The organism is Streptomyces sp. NBC_01320 (assembly GCF_035974375.1).
Classification (GTDB): Bacteria; Actinomycetota; Actinomycetes; order Streptomycetales; family Streptomycetaceae; genus Streptomyces; species Streptomyces yanii.
Genome location: NZ_CP108390.1, coordinates 3,974,637 through 4,000,197, shown reverse-complemented (window position 1 = coordinate 4,000,197; position 25,561 = coordinate 3,974,637). Strand labels below are relative to the sequence as shown.

Genomic DNA, 25,561 nt, shown 5'->3' with positions numbered 1-25,561 from the left:
GAACACCCATCAAGTCCCTTTTCTCGAAGGTGAGTTCTGTGTCGCGAGTAAATACCGTCCTGGGGCCGGTCCCGACCGAGGAGCTGGGTCTCGTGGCCGTCCACGAGCACATCGGCTACGGCATGCCCGGCTCCGAGCTGGACACGAAGTGGTGGAAGGCCCCCGAGCAGCGGTATGAGGAAACCGTCCCGAAGCTGCGCACGTTCCACGAGCACGGCGGCGGCACCTTCGTCGACGCGACCGGGATCTGCAACGGCCGTGACGTCGACTACTACAAGTCGCTGTCGGCGAAGACCGGCGTCCACATCGTCGCCTGCACCGGCTTCGTCGGCGGCGACACCGCACTGCCGCACTTCGCCCGGGCCGGTGTGGACTACCTGACCCGGCAGTTCGTCCACGAGATCACCGTCGGCATCGGCAGCACCGGCAGCCTCGCCGGTGTCATCAAGGTCGGGGTGAGCCGCGGCGGCCGTATGACGGACCTGGACAAGCGCATCTACCGCGCCGCGGCCCGCGCCTCGCTCACCACGGGCGTCCCGATCCTGACCCACCTCGCGATCGACGCCGAGAACGCGATCGCGATCTTCAACGAAGAGGGTCTCCCCCTGGACCGCGTCCTGTTCGGGCACGTCGACGACGGCGTGAACGCCGACAAGACGCGTGACGTCTGGATCGCGGAGCAGGGCGGTCGCATCGGCTTCGACACCTTCGGCTACGAGACCGACCTGCCGGACCCCCCGTTCTGGGCCCGCCCCCGCAAGGAGCGCCTCGACCACTTCCTCCGCTTCATCGGTGAAGGCCGACTGAAGCAGGTCCTCGCCTCCGCCGACGCCAACTGCAGCCCGCTGGGCTGGCCGGGCGTGAAGGGACACACCGTCAACTACATCTTCGAGGACCTCATCCCGGACCTCCGCGCCGCCGGCCTCGACGAGGCCTCGATCAAGACGATCTTCGTCGACAACCCGGCCGACTTCCTGACCATCCAGAAGTAGAGAGAACCACCATGCAGCCCTCAGACCTGAACAACCTGAAAGTCGCCATCGTCGGCGCGGGGTACGGCGGCGCGGCGGCAGCCAAGGCCCTGAGCTTGCTCGGCGCCGATGTCGACGTCTACGAGCAGGCGAACCAGATCCGGGAGGTCGGTGCCGGCATCGGTCTGCGTCCGGCCACCATCAACCGCTTCCGCGAGTGGGGAATCTTCGACGCGATCGCGAAGGTGAGCTCGCCCAGCGAGTACTTCGAGATCCTCACGGCCACCGCTGAGCCGATCATGAAAGAGGCGTGGCCGGCCGCCGGCGAGCAGACCCACACCCACTTGATCCACCGCGGTGACTTCATCGACGCCCTCCTCGGTGTGCTTCCCGCGGGCATGGTCCACCTCGGCCACAAGCTGGAGTCGGTCCAGGACAACGGCGACAGCTCCACCCTCACCTTCGCCGGCGGCAAGACCGTCGAGGCCGACCTGGTCGTCGGTGCCGACGGCATCAAGTCGGTGGTGCGCCGGCAGCTGTTCAGCGACAAGGGCCCGGTGTTCTCGGGTGAGCACGCCTACCGCACGGTGATCCCCGCCGACGACGCCCACGGGATGGTCGTCGACGACAACCTCCGGATGTACATCGGCCGGGGCACGAAGATCTACCTGCTGCCGCTGCGCCACCGGGGCCAGGTGTCGTTCGACATCACCGCCCTGTGCCCGGACAGCACCTGGGCACCGCAGGTCACCAAGGACGACCTCCTGGCCACGGTGGAAGGCTTCGATGAGCGTCTCGTGAACATCACCCGCGACCTCGACATGGACACCGTGAGCATCCGCGCGGTCTACGACATCGACCCGGTCGACACGTGGCACTCGGACTCCGTCGTCCTCGTGGGCGACGCGGCCCACTCGATGCTGCACCACCAGGGCCAGGGCGCGAACTCGGCCATCGAGGACGCCGGAGCGCTCGCCGACGCCCTGCGGCAGGCGGACTCCCTGAAGGAGGCGCTGGCCCTGTACCAGGCCACCCGCAAGCCGGTGACCGACGAGCTGCAGCGCATCTCGCGTCAGGGATGGACCGAGGAAGAGATCGATGACGTCTTCCCCGGTCAGAAGCCCGCAGCCGCTGCCCCGCAGGAGCGACGTCATGCCGCTGCATCCTGAGATCGCCAAGGTTCTCGCCGGCCTGCCCGCCCTGCCCGAAGGTCCCCTCGACCCGGTCTCCATGCGCGCCGCGGACGAGGCGCACGTCGCTCCCCTCGAGGAGCGCCTGCCGCTCCACGCGGTCGAGGACGTGACCGCGCGGGCGGCGTCGGGCGAGGTACCAGTACGGATCTACACGCCGGTCGAGGCCGATGGCTACGGCGTGCTGGTCTACTTCCACGGCGGTGCCTTCTTCCTCGGCAGCCTGGACACGCACGACCACGTCGCGCGCTCGCTGGCGAAGGAGACCGGGCTCAAGGTCGTCTCCGTCGGCTACCGCCTGGCGCCCGAGGCTGCCTTCCCCGCCGGTCTCGACGACTGCTACGCGGTCGTGCGCTGGGTCGCCGAGGAGGGCGGGAGCCTGGCCTGGGACGGCACGACCCTCGCCCTCGCCGGCGACAGTTCCGGTGGCACCTTCGTCGCGGCGGTCGCGGCCAGGGCGCACGACGACGGCTTCGACCGGATCACGCACCAGGTCCTCTACTACCCCTCGCTCGACCTCGACTTCGACATCGACCGCTATGCCTCGCTGCGGGAGAACGCCGTGGGCTTCGGCCTGGAGACGGCAGGGCTGAAACCCTTCAACGCCTTCTACATCGACAGCGGCGCCGACCCCGCGGACCCCCTCGTCTCGCCGATCAAGCGGGCGGACCTCAGCGGGCTGCCGCCGGCCCTCGTCGTCACCGGGGAGTACGACCCGATGCGCGACGAGGGCGAGCTCTACGGCCGGCGGTTGCGGGAGGCCGGCGTGGAGGCGACGGTGAGCCGGTACGAGGGTGCGGGCCATGGATTCGTCCAGCACTTCCCCTGGATCCCGGAGTACCACAAGGTCTTCGAGGAGACGCGCGACTTCCTCGGCCGGCGCTGACCGGGCCGACCGGGTACGAGTTCAGAAAGAGGACCATGACGCACGCAGCCACCGTCCATCCCCTGGTCTCGCCGTGGGGCCGGTTCGGTCTCTACAGCTTCTTCATCGACGCACCCGAGCCGGCCGTCGTCGACACCGGGATCGGCTCCTCGCCCGCCGAAGGGATGGCTCCCGCCCTCGAGGCGATCGGGCGCCGTATCGAGGACGTGCGCTGGATTCTGCTGACCCACGGTCACATCGACCACGTCGGCGGGGCGTACGCCCTGTGGGAGCTCACCGGACGGCGGGCGCAGGTGGTGATCCACGAGGCCGACGCGCCGATGCTCCGTTCGCGGCGGGCCCACGTGGAGGAGTACCTCGCGGGACGGGGCCGGTACCTGGGCGACCCGGAGGGAGAGGCGAAGGTGACGGCCGCCGCGAACGCCGTCATCTCCGGCGAGATGGAGCCAACCCTGCTCGTCAAGGGCGGCGAGACCCTCTCCCTCGGCGGCGACGTCACCGTCTCGGTGCACTCGATACCGGGCCACACGCCCGGATCGGTCGCCTACGTCGTCGACGGGCAGCGCTCCGTGTTCGTCGGCGACTCCGTACAGGTCCACGGGGCCGCCAACGGCTTCCCCGGCTACACGGACCCGGTCGCCTACCGCGCCGGTCTGGAGTACCTGCGCGACGAGATCCGTCCGCAGTACCTGTACCTCGGACACCCCTACCGCCGCGCCGACGGCACGCCGTACGGCGTCGAGCTCGACGCCACGCAGGCCCAGGAGGCCATCGACCAGAGTCTCGCCGTCGAGGGCCGCGTCGCCGCGGCCGCCTGCGGCTGCCTGGAAGCCGGCCTGAAGGAGACGGACTCGCCGTACTCCCCGTTCGCCCGTACCGCCGAGGAGCTCGGCTACACCGGCGACCCCACGCTCGAGCCGTCGCCGTTCTTCACGTCGATGCACGGCTACCGCACGCAGCACAACCAGAACTCGTAGTACAGGAGTTTCGCACTCATGACCGACTTCCAGACGATTCAGGCGGGCCGGCAGGAGATCGCCGTCCGCAAGGATCTCCGAGTGCCGATGCGCGACGGTGTCATGCTGGCGGCCGACACCTACAGCGGCGTCGACGACAAGCCGCGTCCGGCGCTCGTGGCGCTCAGCCCGTACGGCAAGGAACTGCAGGCTCTCGCGCTCACCACGCCGCCGCAGCGGCGCCCCAGCCCGATGTGGGACGGATGCATCGAGGCCGGTGACATCGCGCGCGTCGTCCAGGAGGACTACGTTCACGTCATCGGTGACCTGCGCGGCTCCGGCGCCTCCGAGGGCGAGCACATCGGCAACTACAACGCCGGTGGCGTCTCGCTCGGCCAGGACGCGTACGACTTCATCGAGTGGGTCGCACAGCAGCCGTGGTGCGACGGGAACGTCGGCATGATCGGCATCTCCTACTTCGGCTCGATGCAGGTGCTGGCGGCGGCCGAGCGTCCGCCGAGCCTCAAGGCGATCTTCGTCAGCGGCGGCCACTACGACTTCTACGAGACCACCTACCACGGCGGCGTCATGTGGTTCATGCCGCGTGCCGCCCGTGAGGGCCGCGGTGGCGACTCCGGCTGGGCCTTCACCGACGGCGTCAAGTCCCGCATGCTCGAGACCTTCTCCCCCGAGGAGATCAAGGAGAAGGTCGCCAAGCGGCTGCAGGACCCGGACGTGGCCGCCTGGCCCAACCTGGTCCACGTGCTGAACTACCCGAAGAACCACGAGGCCTGGTTCGACATCGTGATGAACGAGGTCGACGGCGACTGGTACGAGGAGCGCAACCCGATCACGCTCGCGCCCAACATCGACATCCCCGTCTGGCTCCAGATCGACCAGGGCCGCGGCTGGACGATGGACGGCACCATCGAGGTGTACAAGGCGCTGAAGGGCCCGAAGAAGCTCGACATCGGCCCCTACCCGCCGATGCAGTCGCGCCCCTTCATCGAGGAGCACGACAAGATGTTCCGCTGGTACGAGTACTGGCTCAAGGGCATCGACAACGGGATCATGGACGAGCCCGCCGTCACCGTCCACGTCGAGGGCTCGCGCGAGACCGTCACCGGCGCGCAGTGGCCGCCGAAGGGCGTGGAGCACAAGTCGCTCTACTTCCGCCCGCGCCGCAAGCTGTCCTTCGAGCCTGAGCTCATGGGCGCCGAGCACGCCGCCCCCGACGGCTTCTACCAGGCGCCGCTGACGGTGACCGACAAGGTGGAGACCCTCAGCTGGAGTACCGCTCCGTTCACCGAGCCCACCGAGATGATCGGTCAGGGAGCGGCGCACCTCTTCGTGGAGATCGACCAGCCCGACACGAACTTCATCCTGCGCATGTGGGACGAGGCCCCGGGCGGCAGGCGTCAGCTCATCACGACCGCCTACCTCAAGGCCTCGCACCGCGAGCTCGACGAGAAGCGCACCACGGAGGGCGACCCCCACCACCCGCACACCCGGGCGGTGCCGGTCGAGCCGGGGAAGATCGAGGAGTACGTGCTGCGCGTGTACCCGTTCGGGGCGACGTTCCTGCCGGACCACAAGCTGGTTGTGGAGCTCTCCAACACCGAGCCGCTGGCCGACGAGCACAACGCCCTGCTGCCGCCGGACGCCTTCCACCTGCCGGTGGGCCGCCCGGTCACCCACAAGATCTACCGCGACGCCGCACACCCCTCCCGGCTCGTGCTGCCGTTCACGACATCCACGGCAACGGACGCGACACGGTAGGGCTCTGCGCGCAGTCACGAAGGAGACCGGCGCAGCGGTTGAGGCGGGCGCCACCGAGGCGCGTGGCCTTGTCCGCCCCCGGGCGCCCTGGCGGGGCGAGGACCGCCAGGGCGCACTCTTCGACGCGTGAGCGGAGGGCGTCCGGCCCATGGGCCCGGCGCCCGCGTGCTCAGGCTGTGTCCCGGTCTTCCCAGTGGTCTCGGAACCATGCCAAGGTCTCGGCGAGCAGTTTGCGGTCGTGGTCCTTCTCCCGCAGTGACAGACGAAAGTCGGGGCGCAGCTCCAGTTGCCCTCCGGGATGTCGACGCCATCGAGGTCGTTGAGCCGCCTGAGGAGTTCAGCACGCAGTGCGCGGTCGGTGAACGGTTCGCGTGCCGCCAGGTACTGGAACACCACCTCCGCCGTGCCGCCACGCGCGCCTGATCGTCTCCTGGGTGTCTCGCACGGTCGCCAGGTGATTGTGCGTCAAACGCCTTTGTCAGTGCCTCCCCATAGGGTTCAAGCATCACTCGGGGAGCCTCGGCAAAGGAGCAGAAACGTGTCCGCCAACAAGATCCAGCACAAGGTGAATCACGTCGCGCTGGTAGTGGACTGTTCGGGTTCCATGCATCAGCACCAGGGGCAGCTCATCCGCGTCGTGGATGAGTTCGTAGCGGGTCTGAAGGCTGAGTCGGACAGTCTCGGCCATGAGACCCGGATCAGCCTCTACTCCTTCGACCACAAGGTGGAGAACCTGGTCTGGGACATGGACGTGAAGCATCTGCCGTCCATGCGGGGTCTGTACAAAGTCAACAATGGCGCTACAGCCCTCATCGAGGCTTCTCTGAAGTCCCTGGACGACCTGGGCCATATCTGGGAGAAATACGGCGAGCACAGCTTCCTCCAGATCGTGGTGACGGACGGCGAGGAGAACGCCTCGGGGGGCGACAGGCGGCACGACGGCGATATGACCATCCTCGGCCCCTGGCTCGACAAGATCACGGCAAAGATGGGCGGGCTTCCGGGCCACTGGACGTCCGCGATCCTCGTTCCGAACTCCCTGGCGAAGCGCACCGCCCAGAATTACGGTTTCCCGGCCGGAAACATCGCCATCTGGGATGCGGATTCCCAGGAGGGTGTCGAGGAGGCGATCGGCACTGTGCGCGCTGCCGCCACCAGCTTCCTCCGGGGCCGCGAGCAGGGCGTGCGCGGCACGAAGAACCTGTTCGCCGTTGGCCAGGACATATCGGTTGACGAGGTGCGGGCGAACCTCGAACCGATTCCGGCCGACAAGTATCGGCTCCTGAAAGTCGACAAGGAGGTCGAGATTCGCCCCTTCGTCGATTCGCATCCGGGCGTGACGTACGAGCGCGGTTCGTGTTACTACCAGCTGGGCGCCAGGGCTCAGGTTCAGCCGAACAAGGAAGTCATCGTGGTCGAGAAGGACACCGATCGCGCCTATACGGGCGCCGCGGCGCGCAGCCTTCTGTTCGGTACGGGTATCCAGGGGACCGTCTCCGTGAAGGCGGGGAACAATCCCAAGTTGGAGGTGTACGTGCAGAGTCGTTCGGTGAATAGAAAGCTCAAGCCGAAGACGCGTCTGCTCATCATGCTCTGAAATTCAAGAAAAGAGCTCAGTCGGGCACGGGCCCGCGTATGGCCTGTACCGCCAGTAGACGAAGAACCTGCGAGATTCCGGCGCTCCATGTGCACGGCCGCCGTCTCACGAGTGACCGGGCGCCGAGGTACAGGTGGCCCGCAGGACACCGATCTTCCGGGAGAGGATGATCAGCGCCTTCCGTGCCGCGTCCTACGGTGAGGCGCACAGCGATATACGCGATGCCGCCGCCGGCTGAACACACCTGGGGGCTCATCCCTCCCTCCCTCCTCGTCGGTCTCGGCGGTGGGCGGATCGCGCAGGGACAGCAGGCCGCCACCCGGTCCCGGTCCGTCGCCGGCACCCGGCGGACGGTAGCCGTCCGTCGCCGGCGAAACTCAGCCGTAGGGGTCGATGCCCCAACGCGCACAGTGCGTTCGCCCGACCTGCAAAGTGATCAGCTTTGCACCGGGGAGGCGCCGGAGGTGGCACGGCTGCCTCCCTGCCATCCCGGTCAGCGGCTTCGGGCTCGACGGCATGTGCGAGCGCCGCGTGCGTCGGCGGCCGCCTCGGGGAAGTGTCACGCCCCGAAGGCGGGTTCGAAGTGGTCGGCGAACTACCCCTGCATTCCGGCCCCTTGGAAGAAGCGGTCCGCTTGGACGAGGAGCGCCGCGGGGGTCAGCGCCAGTCGGGAGCGCCTGAAGCGGGTGTGAGGACACTCTCGATCTTCGTCCGTATCTCCCGCATGACCGCGACGATCCGGGCCCTGTGCTCCTCGCCGAGTCGCGCCACCGGCACCGAGCAGCTGATGGCGTCGGTGGCCGGCGTGTCGTACCTCAGGGCGAAGCCGAAGCCCGCGATGCCGGGCACCGTCTCCTCGTATTCGACGGAGTAGCCGCGCTTCCGTACTTCGGCGAGGTCGGCGAGCAGCGTGGCGCGTTCGGTGTGGGTGTTCTCCGTGAGGGCTGCCAAAGGGCCTTCAGGGAGCGGGAGCTGGTCGTCGGGGCGCTCGGCGAGCAGAGCCTTGCCGAGGGCTCCGGCGTGGGCCGGGATTCGGCGGCCGACCCGGCTGATGGTGCGCAGGTACTCGTGGGACTCGCGCGTGGCGAGGTAGATGACGTTGGGTCCGTCGAGCCGGGCCAGATGAATCGTCTCGCCCAGCGCGTCCGAAGCCTCGTCGAGATAGGGGCGGGCCGTGCGCACGTGTGGGTCGCTGTCCAGGTAGCTCGTGCCCGTGTGCAGGGCGCGGATACCGATGCCGTAGAGGGAGCCGGTCGTGTCGGAGCGCACCCAGCCGCAGTCGACGAGGGTCTGCAGCAGTTGGTACATGCTGCTGCGCGGGACGTCCAGTTCCTTGGCGAGTTCGTCCAGGCGCGCGGGCCGGTCGCCCCGCGCGGCGAGCAGTTCGAGCAGTGCGACGGTCCGGGCCGCCGACTTCACCCCACGGACCCCGCTGCTTTCCGGCATGGCCTCATTCTAAATCCGCGTTGGCGCACCCATTGACCGCACCCTGGTCACCCACCTAACCTCCGTCCCCATACATGTACGTCATCTGCATATGGGGATGGGATTCATGGAACGGTTCAGTGCGGAGATCGAAGGCGTCGCTCATCGGCTGCGCGAGGGCATGGCGGGCGGAGTGCTGTCTTTCCCTCTCACGAGCTTCCGGGACGACGGCAGCCTCGACCTGGAGTCGTACAGGGCGTATCTGACGGCCCAGCTGTTCACCGCACCTGGCGCGGTGTTCCCGGCTTGCGGAACCGGGGAGTTCAGCGCGCTGGACGAGGACGAGTACCGTGCGGTTGTCGAGGCCACGGTCGAGGTCGCCGACGGCCGGCTGCCCGTGGTGGCGGGGATCGGCTACGGCTGGGCACAGGCATTGCGGTTCGCCCGCATCGCGGAGGAGGCCGGCGCCGATGCCCTGCTGGTGCTGCCGCACTACCTGGTCGGAGCCCCGCAGGACGGTCTGATCGAGCAGCTGCGCCGGATCGCGGCCGGTACCCGGCTGCCGCTCATCGCATACCAGCGCGGCCGGGTCGTCTTCACCGCCGCGAGCGTGCGCCGGATCGCCGAGATCCCCACGGTCATCGGCCTGAAGGACGGGCACAGCGACCTCGATCGGCTCCAGCGCCTCACCCTCGCCGCACCCGACGGCTTCCTCTTCTTCAACGGCGCCGCCACCGCCGAGATGCAGGCCCGCGCGTACGCCACCGTCGGCGTCCCGGCCTACTCGTCGGCCGTCCACGCGTTCGCGCCGGAGATCGCCGACGCCTGCTTCACCGCCCTGCGGCGCGGCGACGACGAGGAGGTGAACAAACTGCTGCGCGACTTCTACGTCCCGCTGGTCGAGCTGCGCGACCGGGCACCGGGTTACGCCGTGTCTCTGGTCAAGGCCGCGGCCCGACTGCGAGGCCTGCCGGTCGGCCCCGTACGCGCCCCGCTCACCGACCCCGGCCCGGCTGACCTCGCCGACTTGGAGAAGCTCCTCGACGACGGGCTGAACCTGGTCGGAGCCGTGCGCCGACGCGCCGCCTGACGCGGCCCCGTCACCTGCCGCACCCTCTTCACCCACCGCCATTGCCACCGGCTCCGACGAGGAGTCACCAGCAGGTCAGCGGTTCGACAGTTCGACAGTTCAAAGGGGAACTGACATGCCACTCCTTGTAGTCGGGATCAGCGTTCTGGTTCTGCTGCTTCTCATGACCCGACTGAAACTCAACGGCTTCGCCGCGCTCCTGCTCGTCGCGGTCGGCGTCGCGCTGGTCCGGGGGATTCCGGTGGTCGACATCCCGGACGTCCTCTCGGAGGGCATCGGGGGTCAGGTCGGCGACACGATGCTCACCATCGGGCTCGGCGCCATGGTCGGCCGCGTCATGGGGGACTCCGGCGCCGCACAGCGCATAGCCGGCAAGCTCCTCGACGCCTTCGGCCCCCGCTGGGTCCAGGTGGCCATGGTGGTCACGTCCATGCTCATCGGCGTGACCATGTTCTACGAGGTCGCGTTCATCATCATCGTGCCCATCGCGTTCACGCTGGTCAGGGTCACCGGGGCGAACCTGCTGTGGGTGGGCCTGCCGATGTCGATCGCTCTGTCCACGATGCACAGCTTCCTGCCGCCGCACCCCGGCCCCACCGCCGTGGCCGCGACCTTCCACGCCTCTGTCGGCCACACCCTCTTCTACGGCCTCTTCATCGCCGTACCGGCCGGTGCGCTCGTCGCGCTCGTGTGGCCGCGCCTGCCGTTCGTCAAGGCGATGAACCCCTCCATACCCAAGGGCCTGGTCAGTGAGCGCGAGTTCACCGACGAGGAGATGCCCGGCATGGGCTGGTCGCTGTTCGTGGCCCTCTTCCCGGTGGTGCTGATCGCCGGCGCGGCCGTGACCGACATGGTCACGTCCGGCGAGAACTCGTTCCTGCACGTGGTTGCCTTCATCGGCTCGGCGCCGATCACGCTCCTTCTGACCTTCCTCCTGGCGGTCTGGGCGTTCGGACCGCGGATCGGCCGCAGCCTGGCGGACGTCAGCGCCTCCTGCTCCTCGGCGGCCCAGGCGATGGCGATGATCCTCCTGGTGATCGGCGCGGGCGGCGCCTTCAAGAACGTCCTCGTCGAAGGCGGGATCTCCGACTACATCAAGGACGCCACGGAGAGCTGGTCGATCTCGCCGATCATCCTGGCGTGGCTCATCGCGGTCATCCTCCGCGTCGCGCTCGGTTCGGCGACGGTCGCCGTCGTCACGGCCTCCGGCGTGGTGCTGCCGCTCCTGGCCGGCAGCGGGGCCCACCCCGAGATGATGGTGCTCGCCGTCTCGTGCGGGTCGATCGCCTTCTCCCACGTCAACGACCCGGGATTCTGGTTGTTCAAGGAGTACTTCAACCTCTCGGTCGTCGAGGCGATCAAGGTCCGTACCAGCTATACGACGGTGCTTGCGGTCCTGGGCCTGGGCGGCGTCCTGGCGGGCGAGTGGGCCCTCGACTTCCTCAACCTCTGAAACCCCTGATCACAGTCCCCGCTCGCCCTTCTACCCAAGGACCCGACAAGCATGAGCCAGCCGACCATCACCCACTTTGCCGTCTACCCCGTCGCCGGCCGCGACTGCATGGAGCTGAACCTCTCCGGCGCCCACGGCCCCTACTTCACCCGCAACGTCGTCGTCCTCAGGGATTCCGACGGCCGTACGGGACTGGGGGAGGTGCCCGGCGGCGAGAAGATCACCCAGACGCTGCGGGACGCCGAGACTCTGGTCGTCGGTGCGAAGGTGGGCGACTACAAACGCGTCCTGCGCGAGATCGGGAACCGCTTCGCGGACCGCGACTCGGGCGGACGAGGCGCCCAGACCTTCGACCTGCGGACCACCGTGCACGCCGTCACGGCAGTCGAATCGGCGCTGCTCGACCTGCTCGGCCAGCACCTCGACGTGCCGGTCGCGGCCCTGCTCGGCGACGGCCGGCAGCGGGACTCCGTACGGGTGCTGGGCTATCTCTTCTACGTCGGCGACCCCGACCGCACCGACCTGGACTACGTTCGCGAGCCCGACTCGGACGTCGACTGGTACCGCCTCCGGCACGAGGAGGCCCTCACGCCCGAGGCGATCGTCCGTCAGGCCGAGGCGGCCTACGACCTGTACGGCTTCCGGGACTTCAAGCTCAAGGGCGGAGTTCTGGCGGGCGCAGAGGAGGTCAAGGCCGTACGCGCGCTCAAGGACCGCTTCCCCGGGGCGCGGATCACCCTGGACCCGAACGGTGCGTGGTCGCTGCGCGAGGCGGTCGAGCTGTGTTCGCCGCTGGTGGGCACGCTCGCCTACGCCGAGGATCCCTGCGGGGCGGAGGGTGGCTACTCCGGACGCGAGATCCTCGCCGAGTTCCGCCGCGCCACGGGCCTCCCGACGGCGACCAACATGATTGCCACCGACTGGCGACAGCTGGCCCACGCCCTGGCCCTGCAATCGGTCTCCATCCCGCTGGCCGACCCGCACTTCTGGACGATGCAGGGCTCGGTGCGCGTGGCGCAGCTGTGCAACGCGATGGGCCTGACCTGGGGCTGTCACTCCAACAACCACTTCGACATCTCGCTCGCCATGATCACGCACTGCGGCGCCGCGGCCCCGGGCGAGTACAACGCCCTGGATACGCACTGGATCTGGCAGGAGGGCCTGGAGCGGCTCACCGTCACCCCGCCACGGATCGTCGACGGCGAGATCGCCGTCCCCGACGCCCCCGGCCTGGGCATCGAACTCGACATGGACCGCCTCCTCGCGGCCCACGAGCTTTACCGGAAAGAGGCGCTGGGGGCGCGGGACGACGCCGCCGGCATGAAGTACCTCGTGCCCGGCTGGACGTTCGACGCCAAGCGCCCCTGTCTGGTGCGCCAGTGACGTGACCGGCCGTGTTTGCCCCGTGAGGAGTGTCGTCCGGTGCGTGCGATCGCAAGGCGGCCGGACGTCCTCGGACGGGGTCTGCCCTGCTCGAACGGAATGGAGAGCTTGGGCAAGGCGCCACCAGGGCTTTTGGCCGACGCGGAAGGGGGTCCCCCTGGCCCTCAAGGCCTGGGGGGTGCCCCTATCTGTTTCGTCAAGCCTGGCGGGGCTGGTTCGTAGGGGTTGGTCCTGGTTTTCGGGAACGTCCCGCGAAGCGGGATGTTCCCGGCGGATCGGGTGCCTGGTGGGCAGCTCGGTGGCCGGCAGGACGGGGGTGGCCGTGCCGGCGTGCGGACGTGAGGAGGGCTGAAGGGCAGACGGATGGGGTGTCAGGCTGCGAGGTCGACGTCACTCGGAGTGCGTGGTTCGTAGAGGGCGCCGGTGCGGATCATCGCGTGGATGACGTTCACGCGTTGCCGGGCCAGGCGGAGGACCGCCTGGGTGTGGGTCTTGCCGCGTGCGCGCTGGCGGTCGTAGTAGATCCGGGAGGACGGGTCGCTCTTGCAGCCGATCGCGGCGAACGCGGCCTGGAACAAGGCACGTTTGAGGAGCCGGTTGCCGCGGTGGGGTGCGTGCTCACCGCGGATGGAGGTGCCCGAGGACTTCGTGGCGGGGGCGAGTCCGGCATAGGAGGCGAGGTGTCCGGCGGTGGGGAAGCCGGTGCCGTCACCGATCGCGACGATCACCGCGGCCGTGGTCCTGACGCCCAGACCGGGCAGCGACGTCAGGAGATGGAAAAGAGGGAGGGCCTCCAGCAGGACGGCGATCTCCTGCTCGGTGGCCTGACGCTGGGTATGGGCGGCGGCGAGCTGGGCGGCCAGGCCCGGCACGATCAGCGCGGACGCCTCGGTGCCGGGAACAACCAGGGTCTGCTCGGCAAGCGCGTCGTAGATCTCGGTGGTGAGGTGGTGGGCCTTGCGCGAGCCGTGTGCCTTCAGCAGAGCCTCGCACCGCGTGCGGCCGAGCTTCTTCAGCCTGGCCGGCGAGCCGTGCCTGGCCAGGAGGGCCAGGACGTAGGGGTAGGCCAGGCGCGGGCCGAGCACTCGCTCGAGGGAAGGATGAATCTGGGAGAGCAGACCGCGCAGCCGGTTGGTGGTGCGGTTGACCTCGCCGGCCAGGTCGTTGTCGTAGCCGGTGAGCATCGTCAGCTCGGCCAGCACCTCGTCGTCGCGGTCCACCGCGCGCAGGGTGTGCGGCATGGACCGGGCGGTCTCCGCGATCACGAACGCGTCGCGGGCATCGGTCTTGGCCTCGCCCGGGTGAAGGTCGGCTGCCCGCCGCATCGACAACCCGGGCAGGTAGGCGACCCGGCAGCCCGCCGCGCGGGCTGCCGTCAACGGCAGCGCGCCGATGTTGGCGACCTGGTCCACGATCACCAGTACGGTGCCGAACTTCGCCACCAGTTTGGTGAACAGCTCCAGCAGCTTCGGCTCGGTGTTGGGCAGCCGTTTGTCGTGCACGGTTCTGCCGTCCGCGGTCCGGCCGTGGGCGTGGTGGAACTCCTTGCCCAGGTCCAGACCGAGGAAGAGATCTGTCGCGGTCGTGTCGACCATGTGCGCGTGCCCCTCGCCTCTCGTCGCCTCAACTCCCAGCCGTCCCTGCGGCACCACACGCCGGCAACCACGTTACGCAGACATCCCCACCCGCAAAGCGGTCCGGCATTGCGCCGGACCAGGCGGTCGTCAGGCCCCTCATCAGCGGTCAAGCGGTGCCCCGAAGCCCGGCGGCAACACCCCCCAGGTCATCGACTTCGACAGGGGGCACACAGCCATACCGGACCCGGGGGCCAGGCACCCCATTGCGGGGCCACGAAAACGGTAACGGGGAGGGCGTGCCGGGCGGTGCGACGAGGCAAAGCTTGCCGGGAGGGGCGCTAGGTGTACTGCCCTGACAGCGGACTGCCGGCTTCCCCGGCGTGCAGGGGAGCCGGGGAAGGAGTGGCTGCGGCGGCCAGAGCCACGAGGGTGAGCAGGGCGCACACGGGGTAGGCCCAGCCGAGCACAGCGAGGGGCCATGAGTAGTCGAACGAGGCGATCCGGGGATGGAGTTGTACCAGCCAGAAAGCGAGATGGCAGGGCAGCGTAGTCGCCCAGGCGGCCTGAGCGGCTGCGCGCCAACGGGTGCGGTGCGGGTGGTGGAGGAGCCAGAACAGGGCGGGGAGGGCCCAGACCCAGTGGTGGGACCACGAGATGGGGCTGGCCAGGAGGCCGAAGACCTGCACCGCGAGGAGGCAGCCGAGCCGGTCGGACCGCTGTGCGCTGCGCACTCCGGCGAGGAGTGCCAGCACGCCCACCAGGGCGGTGGCCGTCCACCATGGGGCGGACATGCCCACATCGTGGCCGAGTGAGCGCGAAAGCGCCCCGCGCAACGACTGGTTGAGTCCGGACCCGACGGGGCCGACGCGAGAGGCATCGCCCACCGCATGGAGCCAGAAGTCGCGGGAGGGCCCTGGCGCCAGCCACCATCCGGTCGCCGCCGCGGCGAAGAACGCCACGGCCGACCACGCGGCAGCTGTCCAGCGCCTGCGGAGGAGGAAGTAGAGACCGGTGACCGCCGGGGTCAGCTTGATCGCGGCGGCGATTCCGACACCGAATCCCGCCGCGACTGCCGCGCGCTGCTGGACAGCGAGGACGATCAGGGCCGCGAGCAGCAGATTGATCTGCCCGAAGGCGAGTGTGGTGGTGACCGGTTCGGTCCACATCAGGGCGGCGCTCCACAGCAGTACCCGCTGCCGGTGCTGCTCGGGTGGTGTGTCCGGGGCGGCCAGGCGCAGGCTGCCGTGAACGAAGGCGACCAGGGCCAGGAGCGAGGCCGCGGTCCAGGCGGCCGCCGCCGGAGGGAACGGGAGCGCGGACAGGGGAAGGAAGAGGGCAGCGGCGAACGGGGGGTAGGTGAAGGGCAGAGGGAAGATGTCGGGGCCGGGCAGGTGGAGCCGGAAGGCGTACAGGTCGCCGGAGAGCAGATGGGTGGAACCGGTGCGGTAGACCCGCAGGTCCACCATGCCGGAACGGGTGCAGGCGGGGATCCAGACCAGCAGCAGCATCACCAGGGAACTCGCGGCCAGCACCCAGGTCGCTCGGCGGGCCAGCGCGGTCCGCATCGCCGGCAGTGGTGGCCACCGAAGCTGTGGGTCCTGCGGTTTCCGGCCGCGTGGCGGAACGGCGTTGTCGTCCACGGCGGTTGTCATGGTTGTGCCCTCCAACGTCGTTCGATCGCGGGCGAATGCCCGGGAAGCCCCGGCCGGAGGACCTCTGCCGGCAGGGGTGCCGCGTTCACGCCACCATCAGGGTGAAGGCGCCGGGAGCCGGCCTGTCTCGGCGGCTCCGGTCATGGCGAGGGCTGCCTGCTCCCGACTCCGCTGAGCCGTCCATGCCAGCACCGCCATGGTCAACGACCCCCCGATGACGGCGGCGACCGCATAGGTCCAGGTGGGCCCCCGGCCCGCGGGCAGCACCAGCAGGAGCAGAGCGACCACCACCCCCTTCACCCGGGCATCCGCCAGAGTGCGCCACGCCACCACAGCAAGCGGCACCCCGCCCCACAGCAGGTACCACACCTGCACCGTGGGGGCGCACATCACCAGGGCCAGCAGCCCCATTGCCGCAGCGCGTTCCGCCCCATAGCGAGGAGCACGCCATAGGCAGAACACCACCGCGCCCAGCCCCGCCAGCGTCCCGACCGTACGTGCCGCGGTCACCGCCCCCGGCGCAGCGTTCCATCCCACCGCGGCCGCGATCCACTCCAGCACTCTGCCCACGTCCGTGCTCACCGACAGGAGCGTGTACACCTCGGTCGGCGTACGCATGGTCCGCAGCCACCCCCACCCCTGCCCGCACAGGGTCACAATCAGCCACAGCGTCCCGCCGGCCACCAGGGCGATCCCCAGAGCACGACCGCAGCGCCGCCGCCACCCTGACTGCGCGGCCACCGCCACCATCGCGGCACACCCCAATGCCACCGCAGCCGGGGCCTTCACCAGCGCGGCCGCCATCAGCACCGCCGCGCCCAGACCCCATCGCCCGGAGCGGAAGGCCACGAAACCGGCCATCATCAGGCCGACCATCAGTGCCTCGTTGTGCGCCCCGCCCACCACATGCGCCAACATCAACGGATTGAGCGGCGCCGCCCACCAGGCCCCTCCACCGCCGGCACCCGTCCGTACCGCCAGCCGCTGTACCGACCACGCCAGCAGGGCCAGCCCGGCGAGCGCCACCAGCCGAAGCCCCACGACCGCGGCGACCACATGATGCTCTCCGGTCACCGATACCACGGCTTGGCTCGTCAGCACGGACACCGGCCCGTAAGGGGCCGGTGCGTTCCGCCACACCTCCGGCACATTGGCGGCGAGCGGGCCGCCCAGTACCGTCGGGCCGACCTCGTAGACGTTCCAGCCACGCAGGGCCAGCGCACCCTGGGCCATGTAGCTGTAGACGTCAGCGCTGAACAGCAACGGCGCGGGCAGCAGAGGCAACGCCCAGCATCCCAGCGTGCTCCACTGCTGCCTCCGGCTCATCACGGCACCGGCCCGCAGGAGCGTGCCCAACTGCCACCAGGCCCACACCAGCAGCCCGAGTCCGGCATACGCTGCCGTCGCACCCACCGCTGTGACGAGCAGGCCCGGTGCTCCCCACACCCCGTCCCGCACGCCTTGTGGCAACGCGCCGGCGCCCCACGCACCCGCCGAGAGCAGCACGGAACCCCACATGCCCCGTCGCGTCCATTCCCGGACCGCGCTCTCCACCGCTCTCATTCGGCCGAACCTAGGTCTCTCCCCGGATCGCCGAACCAGCACCCGCGAAACAGAAGGCGAACGCGGGATGTCGGCCTGTTGTCCACGGTCAGGTCCGTGACGGGGGCAGTCCGATCCCACGCGTGAGCTCGGATGCACGGGGTCCGCGCCGGGGCGACCGTACCGGCCCGGCCCGTGCGAGCCTTCGCCCAGCTCATGGCCGAGCGCCGCGGCAGCGATCTCGCCTCCTGGACGGCCGACGTCGAACCCGTTTCCCGCACCGGAGCCATCGGATCCCTTTGGCACGACCTCCCGGACAGGCGCCACCGAAAGTGCGGCAGATCCCGCTTGGCAGTCCGTCACAGAAAGGGCTGAGTCGTTCGCGTCCGTCGCGGCAGCTCTTCGTGATCTCGGCTGCGGTGACCCTCCATGGGTCTGGCACTGACACTGAAAGCGACTCAGAACCCAGGCCACCGACAATCCTTCCACTGGTTGTTTACGGGTGATGTAACTCCATTCACCTGCGCTGGCCAGGATTCGCCACGGGCATGTCGTACATCGTCACGGCGTGCCCTTCATCTTGTGGCGAACAGGAAGGACGGCTGCTGATGCGGCCCACGGAGCGGCGAGTACGGCCGGCCGGCAGATCAGGTGGACGACGGCTCGCGGGGGCGGCTCTCACCGCGCTGCTCCTCGTGGGCGGCAACCTGACGGCGGCATACGCCGAAACCGGTTCGGAGCAGCGCACACCAGGGCAGAGCGGGACGGCGGAGGCCACGCGCCTGCCGACCCTCACCCCCGGCGACGGTGCATATCTGGAAGGCACGCAGAAGGTCGCGGCCACGCCGACGCTGGCCGGTGACTCCGTGACGCGGCTCGCGGTCGACGGGAAGGCCATCGACGGCGAGCGGACGGTCGGGGTGTCCCGGCTCAGTTTCGATGTCGGGTCGAACTCGACCGAGGCCCGCTACCACAACTACGTGCTGGTCAACGGCGAGTACCGGGCAGACATCGGCGACCTCGTCAACGAGCGGGGCACGATCGAGATCCCGAACCAGCACCTCGTCAAGGGCGAGAACAGGATCGAGTTCTTCGCCGGCACGGTCGACAGCTCGTGCGGTACCAACTACGACGATTTCGTGCTCTCCGACATCGGCCTGGACCTGCTCGGCGAGGTCGCGGACGGTGAGGAGAACGAGTACACGTACTCCTTCGGCGACGGCAGTTGCGGTTCCAACACCTCGCTGCTGACGAAGGCCGCACTCAGCTTCTTCGTCATGGGCGACCCGCAGGGCACCACCGGCCTCACAGCCGACCTGGACACCACGAAGCTTGCCAACGGCGTGCACGCGCTCACCGCGACGACCGCCGCGGACAGGACCGTCAAGAACACCGTGACGGTGAACAACGCCCCGGCGGGCGCCCCCGGGCTGCTGCCCAAGGACGGCACGCTGGTGGCCGGACGGCAGTCGGCGTTCACGAACTTCCCGGCGGGCGCCGAAGGCGCCGCCGAGTCGCTGACCGTGGACGGCGACGCGCCCGTCACCGATGCGCACCTCGGCAACGGCGCGGCGACCTTCTCCTTCGACGTCGGGTCGGACTCGATCGACGACCGGTACGACAACTACCTGCTCGTCAATGGCAAGCGCATCGACATGGGCGGCACCTGGGTGAGCCAGCGGGTCGACATCGCGATTCCGGCGCGATTCCTGGTGCCCGGTGACAACACCGTCACGGTGGTCACCAGCCCGTACAAGGAGAGCTGCGGCAACAACCGCGACGACTTCGACATCTCGCGTCTCGCACTCGCTTTCGACGGCGGCACCGTCACCGGCCGCGACATCGCGGACTCCTACGCCATGGGCGACGGCACGTGCGGCAACAGCGACACCCGTCTGCGCGAGGTGGAACTGCACTACGCGATCGACGCCCCGGCCGTGCACGTCTCCGACACCCTCGGCTCCGGCAACGCGACCCTCGGCTTCACCGTGGGCAGCAACTCGATCGAGGCCCGCTACCAGAACCACATTCTGGTGAACGGTCAGAAGCACGTGCTCGACGGCGACTTCGTCAGTCGGCACGTCGACCTGGCCTTCCCGAACGAGTGGCTCGTCCCCGGCTGGAACACGATCGACTTCGTCGCCGGCACCTATCCGACGTCGTGCGGCGACAACCACGACGACTTCGCCGTCTCCGGCATCACCCTCACCCCGGCGAACGGCACCGCCGCCGGCCGGATGCTCAAGGGCTCGTACAGCCTCGGTGACGGCAACTGCGGCGACAACGTCAACCCGCTGACCGAGATCGACCTCGAGTTCTTCGTCGAGGGCCCGGCCCAGGGTCTGCGCGCAGACCTCGACACCACGAAGCTCGACGACGGCAAGCACACCCTGGCCGCGACGTCGAAGACCGGCAGGACCGCGACCCGGGTCCTGGTCACCGACAACTCCGCGCCGCGGGTGGCCACCAGCGTTCCCGCCGTCGGTCAGAAGATCACCGCCTCGGTCGTCCTCGATGTCCGGCTCGAGGACCTCTCCGGCGTGGTGAACGGCCCGGACGTCAAGCTGGACGGCAAGCCGGTCCAGCTCGGTGCCCCGGTGGGGCCGGGCCTGTCCGCCGGCGAGCACACCCTGACGGTGTCCGGCACCGACGGCATCGGCAACAGCGGCACCCGCAAGGTGAAGTTCACCTCCGCCGGCATCCCGGACGGCCCCGTCGACCTCACCCCGAAGTCCGGCACGAACGACGCGGGCAGCAGCGTCAAGCTGTCGGCGAGGGTGGCCGAGCCCGACGGCGGCGAGGTGAGCGCCACATTCTCCGAGGCCGAGATCCTCACTCCGAACCAGGTGTACCAGGGCACGGCCGCGTCCGTTCCCACCACGCTCGAGGTCAAGGGCGAGAAGAAGGTGAAGGCCGACGGCCTCGCCCCCGCCGACGGCAGGACGCTCGAGGCGCCGGCCGCCGAGGACGTCACGTTCCAGCGGTTCGACGTCCAGGTGAAGGGCCACGTCGACGCGCCGGTGCTGCGCTGGGAGGGTGTCATCGACCCCGAGCGGCTCGCCGCGCTGCGTGTGTGGAACACCGCGACGTCGAAGTGGGACGTCCTGACGAGCGCCCGCGGCGTCGCCGAGGGCGACACCGTCCTGACCGCCGTCGTCGACCGGAAGTACGTCGACCGGCAGCAGGTCCACACCATGGTGACCGGCGAGGATCCGTTCGCCGACGACATCGACGCCGGTGACCCGAACCGGTTCGCCGACCCCGATTCGTACGACTTCTCGATCGTCCACTACACCGACACGCAGTACCTCTCCGAGGGGGCGGTGGAGCAGGAGACGCCCGAGGAGCGCGCGGTCTGGGAGAAGGCGTACGGCGACGTGTCGCGCTGGATCGCCGACAACAAGGACAAGCGCAAGATCGCGTACGTCGCCCACACCGGCGACATCATCGAGAACAACATCCGCAAGCCCGCCGACGAGGCCATGCAGCGCCAGGTCACCGGCGAGCTGGAGCTGTCCTCGAAGCAGCAGAAGATCCTGGACGACGCGGGTGTGCCCAACGGTGTGATCGCGGGCAACCACGACAACCAGTCGGGCACCGAGAACGGTCCGGACGCGATCTACAACCAGTACTACGGGCCGGAGCGCTACCAGGCGCTCTCCAAGGGCTGGAAGCACGCCGAGTACGGCGGCCCGTGGCGTGAGGGCGACAACCAGAACCACTACGACCTGTTCTCCGCCGGCGGCCTCGACTTCGTCGTGGTCGGCCTCTCCTACGGTGTGACGCGCGAGGAGGCCGAATGGGCCGACTCGGTCTTCGAACGCTTCCCCGACCGCAACGGCATCCTGCTCTCGCACGACTACCTCGCGCCGAGCAGCAGCCCGAACGGACGCGGCGCCCCGTTCTCCGCGCCCGACGGCTCGATGCTGTACAAGAAGGTGGTCCAGGACAACCCGAACGTGTTCCTGATCCTCGCCGGTCACGAGCACGGCGTCGGCACCAACGTGAAGCCCAAGGTCGGCGAGGTCGCACACGACGTCGTCGAGCTGCTCGCGGACTACCAGTTCTACACGGTGTCCGCGGATCGGCTCGGGCTCACCGAGATCGGCGGCTACAAGCCCGACGACAAGCTCCAGTTCGGCGCGAGCTTCTTCCGGATGCTCCAGTTCGACGTCGACCGCTCCGAGCTGACCGTGGACACCTACTCGCCGCTGCTCGACGAGTTCGGCGCCACCGAGTACGACACGAACCACCGCTACGACGGCACCGAGGACAACATGGTGCTGCCGATCGACCTCAGCAGCCGCAAGACGACCTTCAAGACCGACTCGCTGGCGCTCTACGACCCCGTGAGCGTCATCGGGAAGACCAAGGTCGACTCGGGTGAGATCGCCTCGGTGACCTGGAAGGGACTCAAGCCCGGCACGACCCACGCGTGGTTCGTCACGGCGCGCTCCACTGGCGGCGGCGTGACCGCGTCCGAGCCGAGTGCGTTCGTGACCAAGGACGCCCACGGCCGGCCCGGCGTCTGGGGCGCGGACACGCCCGCGTACCCCTGGTTCACGTCGCCCACCGACCGGCGGTGACCGGTTGACCCGCCGGTAGCGCCTGTCCGGCACCCACGCCCGTCGTCCCGGACCCGACCGGTCCGGGACGACGGGCTCGCGGCCGTTCGCCCCCTCGACAACGAGAACCGAGACCTCCATGTGTCCCGCCCCCTTGCCCACGCCAACGCCCCTGCCAACGCTCCTGCCCTCCTCCTGGCTGCCCCGGCTCCCGCCGCGCCGGCTGTCCGCCGCGCTCCTCACCACCGTCGCGGCCCTGGTGGCCGCGCTCGCCGCCGGCCTCGCCCATCCGTCCCCCGCCGCCGCCCACGACGTGACGTCAACCGCGTACGTCGAGGTGGAGGGCACCGGAGCCCGTGTCGAGGCGACCCTGGACCTCGAGTACGACCTGCTCATGAAGTCGGCCTGGCTCTACGCCGAGGCGTACGAGGCGAAGGACCGCGCAGAGCAGCTGCACCAGCTCCACACCCATGCCGGCGCGGTGACCGAGTACGTCACGGGACGCTTCGCCGTCACCCACGACGGCAAGGTCTGCACACCCCGCCGTGCCGGCGACGCGGACATCCGCACCCGTGGCAACCGGCCGTTCGCCGTCCTGACCCTGGCCTACGCCTGCGCGGGCGGCGCAGACGGCACCTACACGATCTCCAGCGCCCTGTTCCCCGACACCGAGAGCTTCGTCCACAGCACCGAGACGATCGTCCACTACGACATCGACGGGCAGAGGGGCTCCCAGGTCCTGTCCGCCGCCGGACCGACCCTGGAGACCGGCGGACACCACGAGTCGCACCAGATCGTGGAGTTCTTCCTGCTCGGCACCGAGCACCTGCTGTTCGGCCTGGACCACATCCTCTTCCTGTTGTCGCTGCTCATCGGCGCCCGCGGCCTGCGCGACATCGTGCTCGCGGCGACCGCCTTCACGGCCGCGCACAGCGTCACGTTCCTCCTGGCGGCCACGGGCGTCGTGAACGTGCCGGGATCGGTCGTGGAGCCCGTCATCGCCGCCTCCATCGCCGTCGTGGCGCTGGCCGGCGTCGCCCTGGGCGACCGTGAGGGGGCCGGGCGCTGGCGGCTGCCGGCCGTGCTCCTGTTCGGCCTCGTCCACGGTCTGGGCTTCGCCGGCGCGCTCGGCATCGACGAGAACCCGTCCTGGGAACTGCTGCTGTCGCTGCTGAGCTTCAACGCCGGCATCGAGGCGGTGCAACTGGGCATCATCGCCGTGGTGTTCCCGCTGCTGCTCCTCCTTCGCCGGACTCCCGCACACCGCTGGGCCCTGCCCGCGATGGCCGCGCCCATCGTGATCGTCAGTCTGTACTGGTTCTGGGGCCGGGTGTCAGACGCGGTCTGACCGAGTGGGCGGGAAGCACGGGACGCGCCTCCGAGCGGAGGTACGAGACGGAGTGGATGCGGCGCCCCGGCCGTCTCCGAGGACCCTTCCTGCCGCCATTCGTCGTCGGCGGCGACATCACGCATGAGCGCGGTCACGGACTGGCCGACGGCCTCATCGGCGGACCACCCGAACAGCTCCTCAGCAACGCGCCCTCATCGATGAGGGTCGCCCACGTCACGCCACTGGTCCAACGGGTCGAGCAGTTCCTCGACCTGCGGGCAGACGATCTCCGTACGGGATGACCGCGCAGCCAGGCCATGAGCCCGTGCGCCATGCGGCCGGGCAGCACGTCCACGCGCTCGCCGGTCTCCACAGCCACGAACAGCCGGGCGTTGATCGACTCGATCGAGGTCGGACAGCACCGTCGTCCACGTGGCGGCGCCCTCGGCGGCGGTGGTGCGGACCGCTTCCGCGCAGGCGGTCCGGTCGTGAAGAGCGTCCGGTGCGATACCGGCGTAGAAAGGGAAAGGGGACGCCGGTACGACTCAGGGAGTGACCAGCCATGCAGATCGTTGTGGACCTCACGCGCTGCCAGGGCTATGCGCAGTGCGTCTTCCTCGCGCCGGAGGTGTTCGAGCTGCACGGTGAAGAGGGGTTGCTGTACGCCACGACCGTCCCGGACGACCAGGTCGAGCGCGTGCGCCAGGCCGCGGCGGCCTGCCCGGTCCAGGCCATCCTCGCCGGCGAGGGGGTGAGCGCCCGTGCCCGGTGATCTGCGGGACGGCCGAATCGTCATCGTCGGCGCGTCGCTGGCCGGGTTGAGGGCCGCAGAGACGCTGCGTGAGGAGGGGTTCACCGGCTCACTCACCGTGGTGGGGGATGAGCCCCATCCGCCGTACGACCGCCCACCACTGTCCAAGCAGGTACTGCTCGGCAAGGCGTCGGCGGACACCACGGCGCTGCCGATGCGCCGGGACCCGGACGCCGAATGGCGGCTCGGAGTAGCCGCCACCGGCCTGGACCCTTTGGAGAAGCGGGTGCTGCTGGCCGACGGCGAGTCGCTTCCGTTCGACCGGCTGCTCATCGCCACCGGAACCCGGGCGCGCCCCTGGCCCAACCCGGAGGAGGCTTCCTTGGACGGGGTGTTCACCCTGCGCACCAGTGACGAGGCCGGCGGCCTGGCCGAGCGGTTGGCCGCCGGGCCGGGGCGGGTGCTGGTGATCGGCGCCGGCTTCACCGGTTCGGAGATCGCCTCGGCCTGCAGGGAGCGGGGTATCGAGGTCACGGTCGCGGAACGCGGCCCCGCACCCCTGGTGGGCGCGCTCGGCGGCACCCTGTCGAAACTTGCGGCCGTCATGCATCGCAACCACGGCGTGGACCTGCGCTGCGGGGTGACGGTCACCACCCTGCGCGGGGACGGGAACGGCCGGTTCACCGGTGCGGATCTGTCCGACGGGAGCCGTGTCGACGCGGATGTGTGTGTCGTGGCGTTGGGGGCGGTCCGCAACGTCGAGTGGCTGGCGGAGTCCGGGCTGGCAGCGGGGCCGCGCGGGGTCGCCTGCGACGCCGGCTGCCGGGCCTTCAACATGTACGGGATCGTCACCGACGACGTCTTCGTGGCCGGCGACGTCTCCCGGTTCCCGCACCCTCTGTTCGGGTACCAGATGCTCTCCCTGGAACACTGGGGCAACGCGGTCGCACAGGCCGAGGTGGCGGCCCACAACATGGTCAGTCCAGGGCCCTTGCGGCGCCCGCACCTCGCCGTCCCGACGTTCTGGTCGACCCAGTTCGGGCTCAACATCAAGTCGGTGGGCGTGCCCACCTACTCCGACCACGTGGTCATCGCCCAAGGCTCTCTGGAGGCGCGCCGCCTGGCCGTGGTCTACGGCTTCCAAGGACGGGTCACCGCCGCCGTCACCGTCGACATGGCCAAGTCGCTCGACTACTACAAGCACCTGATCGAGACAGCCGCTCCGTTCCCGCCCCCGCCCGGCTCGGCGGACCGTGCGATCGCGGCCGACATCACGATTCCGTCCGACGTGCCGGACCCGAGCGGGCTGTCCCACGGCCCCACCGTGGCGCTCACCGGTCACCTGCCCGATCGCCGACTGACGGTGGTACAGCCCACCCGCTGACCCACGTCCCGCCCAACCACGAGGAGCCAC

The 25,561-nt window shown here is 69.4% G+C and carries 18 protein-coding genes; 14 read left to right on the top strand and 4 right to left on the bottom strand.

Annotated elements, in window-relative coordinates; translation table 11 throughout:
* Window positions 1-38 precede the first annotated feature (38 nt).
* From OG395_RS18145 to OG395_RS18120, 6 genes are all read left to right on the top strand, one after another.
* The gene (locus tag OG395_RS18145; protein WP_327243907.1) at window positions 39-992 is read left to right on the top strand and encodes a phosphotriesterase family protein; all 954 of its coding nucleotides are present in this window, start codon (window positions 39-41) and stop codon (window positions 990-992) included.
* 11 nt (window positions 993-1,003) lie between these two features.
* Window positions 1,004-2,140, top strand: coding sequence for an FAD-dependent oxidoreductase (locus OG395_RS18140; RefSeq protein WP_327243906.1), 1,137 nt, complete (start codon window positions 1,004-1,006; stop codon window positions 2,138-2,140).
* Entirely contained in the window at window positions 2,124-3,047 is a 924-nt protein-coding gene (locus OG395_RS18135) for an alpha/beta hydrolase (protein ID WP_327243905.1), read from the top strand. Before OG395_RS18140 ends, OG395_RS18135 begins: the two co-directional genes overlap by 17 nt.
* A gap of 35 nt (window positions 3,048-3,082) precedes the next feature.
* Complete coding sequence (locus OG395_RS18130; protein WP_327243904.1) at window positions 3,083-4,024, top strand: MBL fold metallo-hydrolase; 942 nt, start codon at window positions 3,083-3,085, stop codon at window positions 4,022-4,024.
* A gap of 18 nt (window positions 4,025-4,042) precedes the next feature.
* A complete protein-coding gene (locus OG395_RS18125; protein ID WP_327243903.1) occupies window positions 4,043-5,782 on the top strand; it encodes a CocE/NonD family hydrolase in 1,740 nt (579 codons plus the stop codon).
* A 538-nt stretch (window positions 5,783-6,320) separates the two neighbouring features.
* Window positions 6,321-7,379, top strand: a complete 1,059-nt coding sequence (locus OG395_RS18120; protein ID WP_327243902.1) for a vWA domain-containing protein — start codon at window positions 6,321-6,323, stop codon at window positions 7,377-7,379.
* Window positions 7,380-8,036: 657 nt separating this feature from the next.
* Here the strand turns inward: OG395_RS18120 and OG395_RS18115 are convergent.
* Window positions 8,037-8,825, bottom strand: a complete 789-nt coding sequence (locus OG395_RS18115) for an IclR family transcriptional regulator (protein ID WP_327243901.1) — start codon at window positions 8,823-8,825, stop codon at window positions 8,037-8,039.
* A gap of 106 nt (window positions 8,826-8,931) precedes the next feature.
* Between OG395_RS18115 and OG395_RS18110 the strand changes: the two genes are divergently transcribed.
* The 3 genes from OG395_RS18110 (at window position 8,932) to OG395_RS18100 (ending at window position 12,730) form a co-directional block, all read left to right on the top strand.
* Window positions 8,932-9,894 carry a 5-dehydro-4-deoxyglucarate dehydratase gene (locus OG395_RS18110; RefSeq protein ID WP_327243900.1) on the top strand — a complete coding sequence of 321 codons (963 nt, stop codon included), beginning with the start codon at window positions 8,932-8,934 and terminating at the stop codon, window positions 9,892-9,894.
* A gap of 115 nt (window positions 9,895-10,009) precedes the next feature.
* A complete protein-coding gene (locus OG395_RS18105) occupies window positions 10,010-11,347 on the top strand; it encodes a gluconate:H+ symporter (RefSeq protein ID WP_327243899.1) in 1,338 nt (445 codons plus the stop codon).
* Between the two features lie 51 nt (window positions 11,348-11,398).
* On the top strand, window positions 11,399-12,730 hold the full coding sequence (locus OG395_RS18100; RefSeq protein ID WP_327243898.1) for an enolase C-terminal domain-like protein: 1,332 nt from the start codon (window positions 11,399-11,401) through the stop codon (window positions 12,728-12,730).
* Window positions 12,731-13,101: 371 nt separating this feature from the next.
* Here the strand turns inward: OG395_RS18100 and OG395_RS18095 are convergent, their stop codons facing one another.
* The 3 genes from OG395_RS18095 to mptB form a co-directional block, all read right to left on the bottom strand.
* On the bottom strand, window positions 13,102-14,325 hold the full coding sequence (locus OG395_RS18095) for an IS110 family transposase (protein WP_327242577.1): 1,224 nt from the start codon (window positions 14,323-14,325) through the stop codon (window positions 13,102-13,104).
* Window positions 14,326-14,645: 320 nt separating this feature from the next.
* Window positions 14,646-15,959, bottom strand: coding sequence for a glycosyltransferase 87 family protein (locus OG395_RS18090; RefSeq protein ID WP_327243897.1), 1,314 nt, complete (start codon window positions 15,957-15,959; stop codon window positions 14,646-14,648).
* Window positions 15,960-16,055: 96 nt separating this feature from the next.
* The gene (mptB, locus tag OG395_RS18085; RefSeq protein WP_327243896.1) at window positions 16,056-17,522 is read right to left on the bottom strand and encodes a polyprenol phosphomannose-dependent alpha 1,6 mannosyltransferase MptB; all 1,467 of its coding nucleotides are present in this window, start codon (window positions 17,520-17,522) and stop codon (window positions 16,056-16,058) included.
* Window positions 17,523-18,049: 527 nt separating this feature from the next.
* On the opposite strand from mptB, the gene OG395_RS18080 reads away from it, so the two are divergent.
* The 5 genes from OG395_RS18080 (at window position 18,050) to OG395_RS18060 (ending at window position 25,531) form a co-directional block, all read left to right on the top strand.
* On the top strand, window positions 18,050-22,087 hold the full coding sequence (locus OG395_RS18080) for a metallophosphoesterase (RefSeq protein WP_327243895.1): 4,038 nt from the start codon (window positions 18,050-18,052) through the stop codon (window positions 22,085-22,087).
* Window positions 22,088-22,220: 133 nt separating this feature from the next.
* Window positions 22,221-23,414, top strand: coding sequence for a HupE/UreJ family protein (locus OG395_RS18075; RefSeq protein ID WP_327243894.1), 1,194 nt, complete (start codon window positions 22,221-22,223; stop codon window positions 23,412-23,414).
* A 56-nt stretch (window positions 23,415-23,470) separates the two neighbouring features.
* On the top strand, window positions 23,471-23,698 hold the full coding sequence (locus OG395_RS18070; protein ID WP_327243893.1) for a hypothetical protein: 228 nt from the start codon (window positions 23,471-23,473) through the stop codon (window positions 23,696-23,698).
* Window positions 23,699-23,958: 260 nt separating this feature from the next.
* On the top strand, window positions 23,959-24,168 hold the full coding sequence (locus OG395_RS18065) for a ferredoxin (RefSeq protein WP_327243892.1): 210 nt from the start codon (window positions 23,959-23,961) through the stop codon (window positions 24,166-24,168).
* Complete coding sequence (locus OG395_RS18060; protein ID WP_327243891.1) at window positions 24,158-25,531, top strand: NAD(P)/FAD-dependent oxidoreductase; 1,374 nt, start codon at window positions 24,158-24,160, stop codon at window positions 25,529-25,531. The genes OG395_RS18065 and OG395_RS18060 overlap by 11 nt, the downstream gene beginning before the upstream one ends.
* Window positions 25,532-25,561 lie beyond the last annotated feature (30 nt).

Excerpts from the sequence above, each read along its gene's own strand:
- OG395_RS18140 (WP_327243906.1), top strand. The coding sequence starts at position 1,004 with ATGCAGCCCTCAGACCTGAACAACCTGAAAGTCGCCATCGTCGGCGCG.
- OG395_RS18135 (WP_327243905.1), top strand. The coding sequence starts at position 2,124 with ATGCCGCTGCATCCTGAGATCGCCAAGGTTCTCGCCGGCCTGCCCGCC.
- OG395_RS18130 (WP_327243904.1), top strand. The coding sequence starts at position 3,083 with ATGACGCACGCAGCCACCGTCCATCCCCTGGTCTCGCCGTGGGGCCGG.
- OG395_RS18125 (WP_327243903.1), top strand. The coding sequence starts at position 4,043 with ATGACCGACTTCCAGACGATTCAGGCGGGCCGGCAGGAGATCGCCGTC.
- OG395_RS18115 (WP_327243901.1), bottom strand. The coding sequence starts at position 8,825 with ATGCCGGAAAGCAGCGGGGTCCGTGGGGTGAAGTCGGCGGCCCGGACC.
- OG395_RS18110 (WP_327243900.1), top strand. The coding sequence starts at position 8,932 with ATGGAACGGTTCAGTGCGGAGATCGAAGGCGTCGCTCATCGGCTGCGC.
- OG395_RS18105 (WP_327243899.1), top strand. The coding sequence starts at position 10,010 with ATGCCACTCCTTGTAGTCGGGATCAGCGTTCTGGTTCTGCTGCTTCTC.
- OG395_RS18100 (WP_327243898.1), top strand. The coding sequence starts at position 11,399 with ATGAGCCAGCCGACCATCACCCACTTTGCCGTCTACCCCGTCGCCGGC.
- OG395_RS18095 (WP_327242577.1), bottom strand. The coding sequence starts at position 14,325 with ATGGTCGACACGACCGCGACAGATCTCTTCCTCGGTCTGGACCTGGGC.
- OG395_RS18090 (WP_327243897.1), bottom strand. The coding sequence starts at position 15,959 with ATGACAACCGCCGTGGACGACAACGCCGTTCCGCCACGCGGCCGGAAA.
- mptB (WP_327243896.1), bottom strand. The coding sequence starts at position 17,522 with ATGAGAGCGGTGGAGAGCGCGGTCCGGGAATGGACGCGACGGGGCATG.
- OG395_RS18080 (WP_327243895.1), top strand. The coding sequence starts at position 18,050 with ATGTCGTACATCGTCACGGCGTGCCCTTCATCTTGTGGCGAACAGGAA.
- OG395_RS18070 (WP_327243893.1), top strand. The coding sequence starts at position 23,471 with ATGCGGCGCCCCGGCCGTCTCCGAGGACCCTTCCTGCCGCCATTCGTC.
- OG395_RS18065 (WP_327243892.1), top strand. The coding sequence starts at position 23,959 with ATGCAGATCGTTGTGGACCTCACGCGCTGCCAGGGCTATGCGCAGTGC.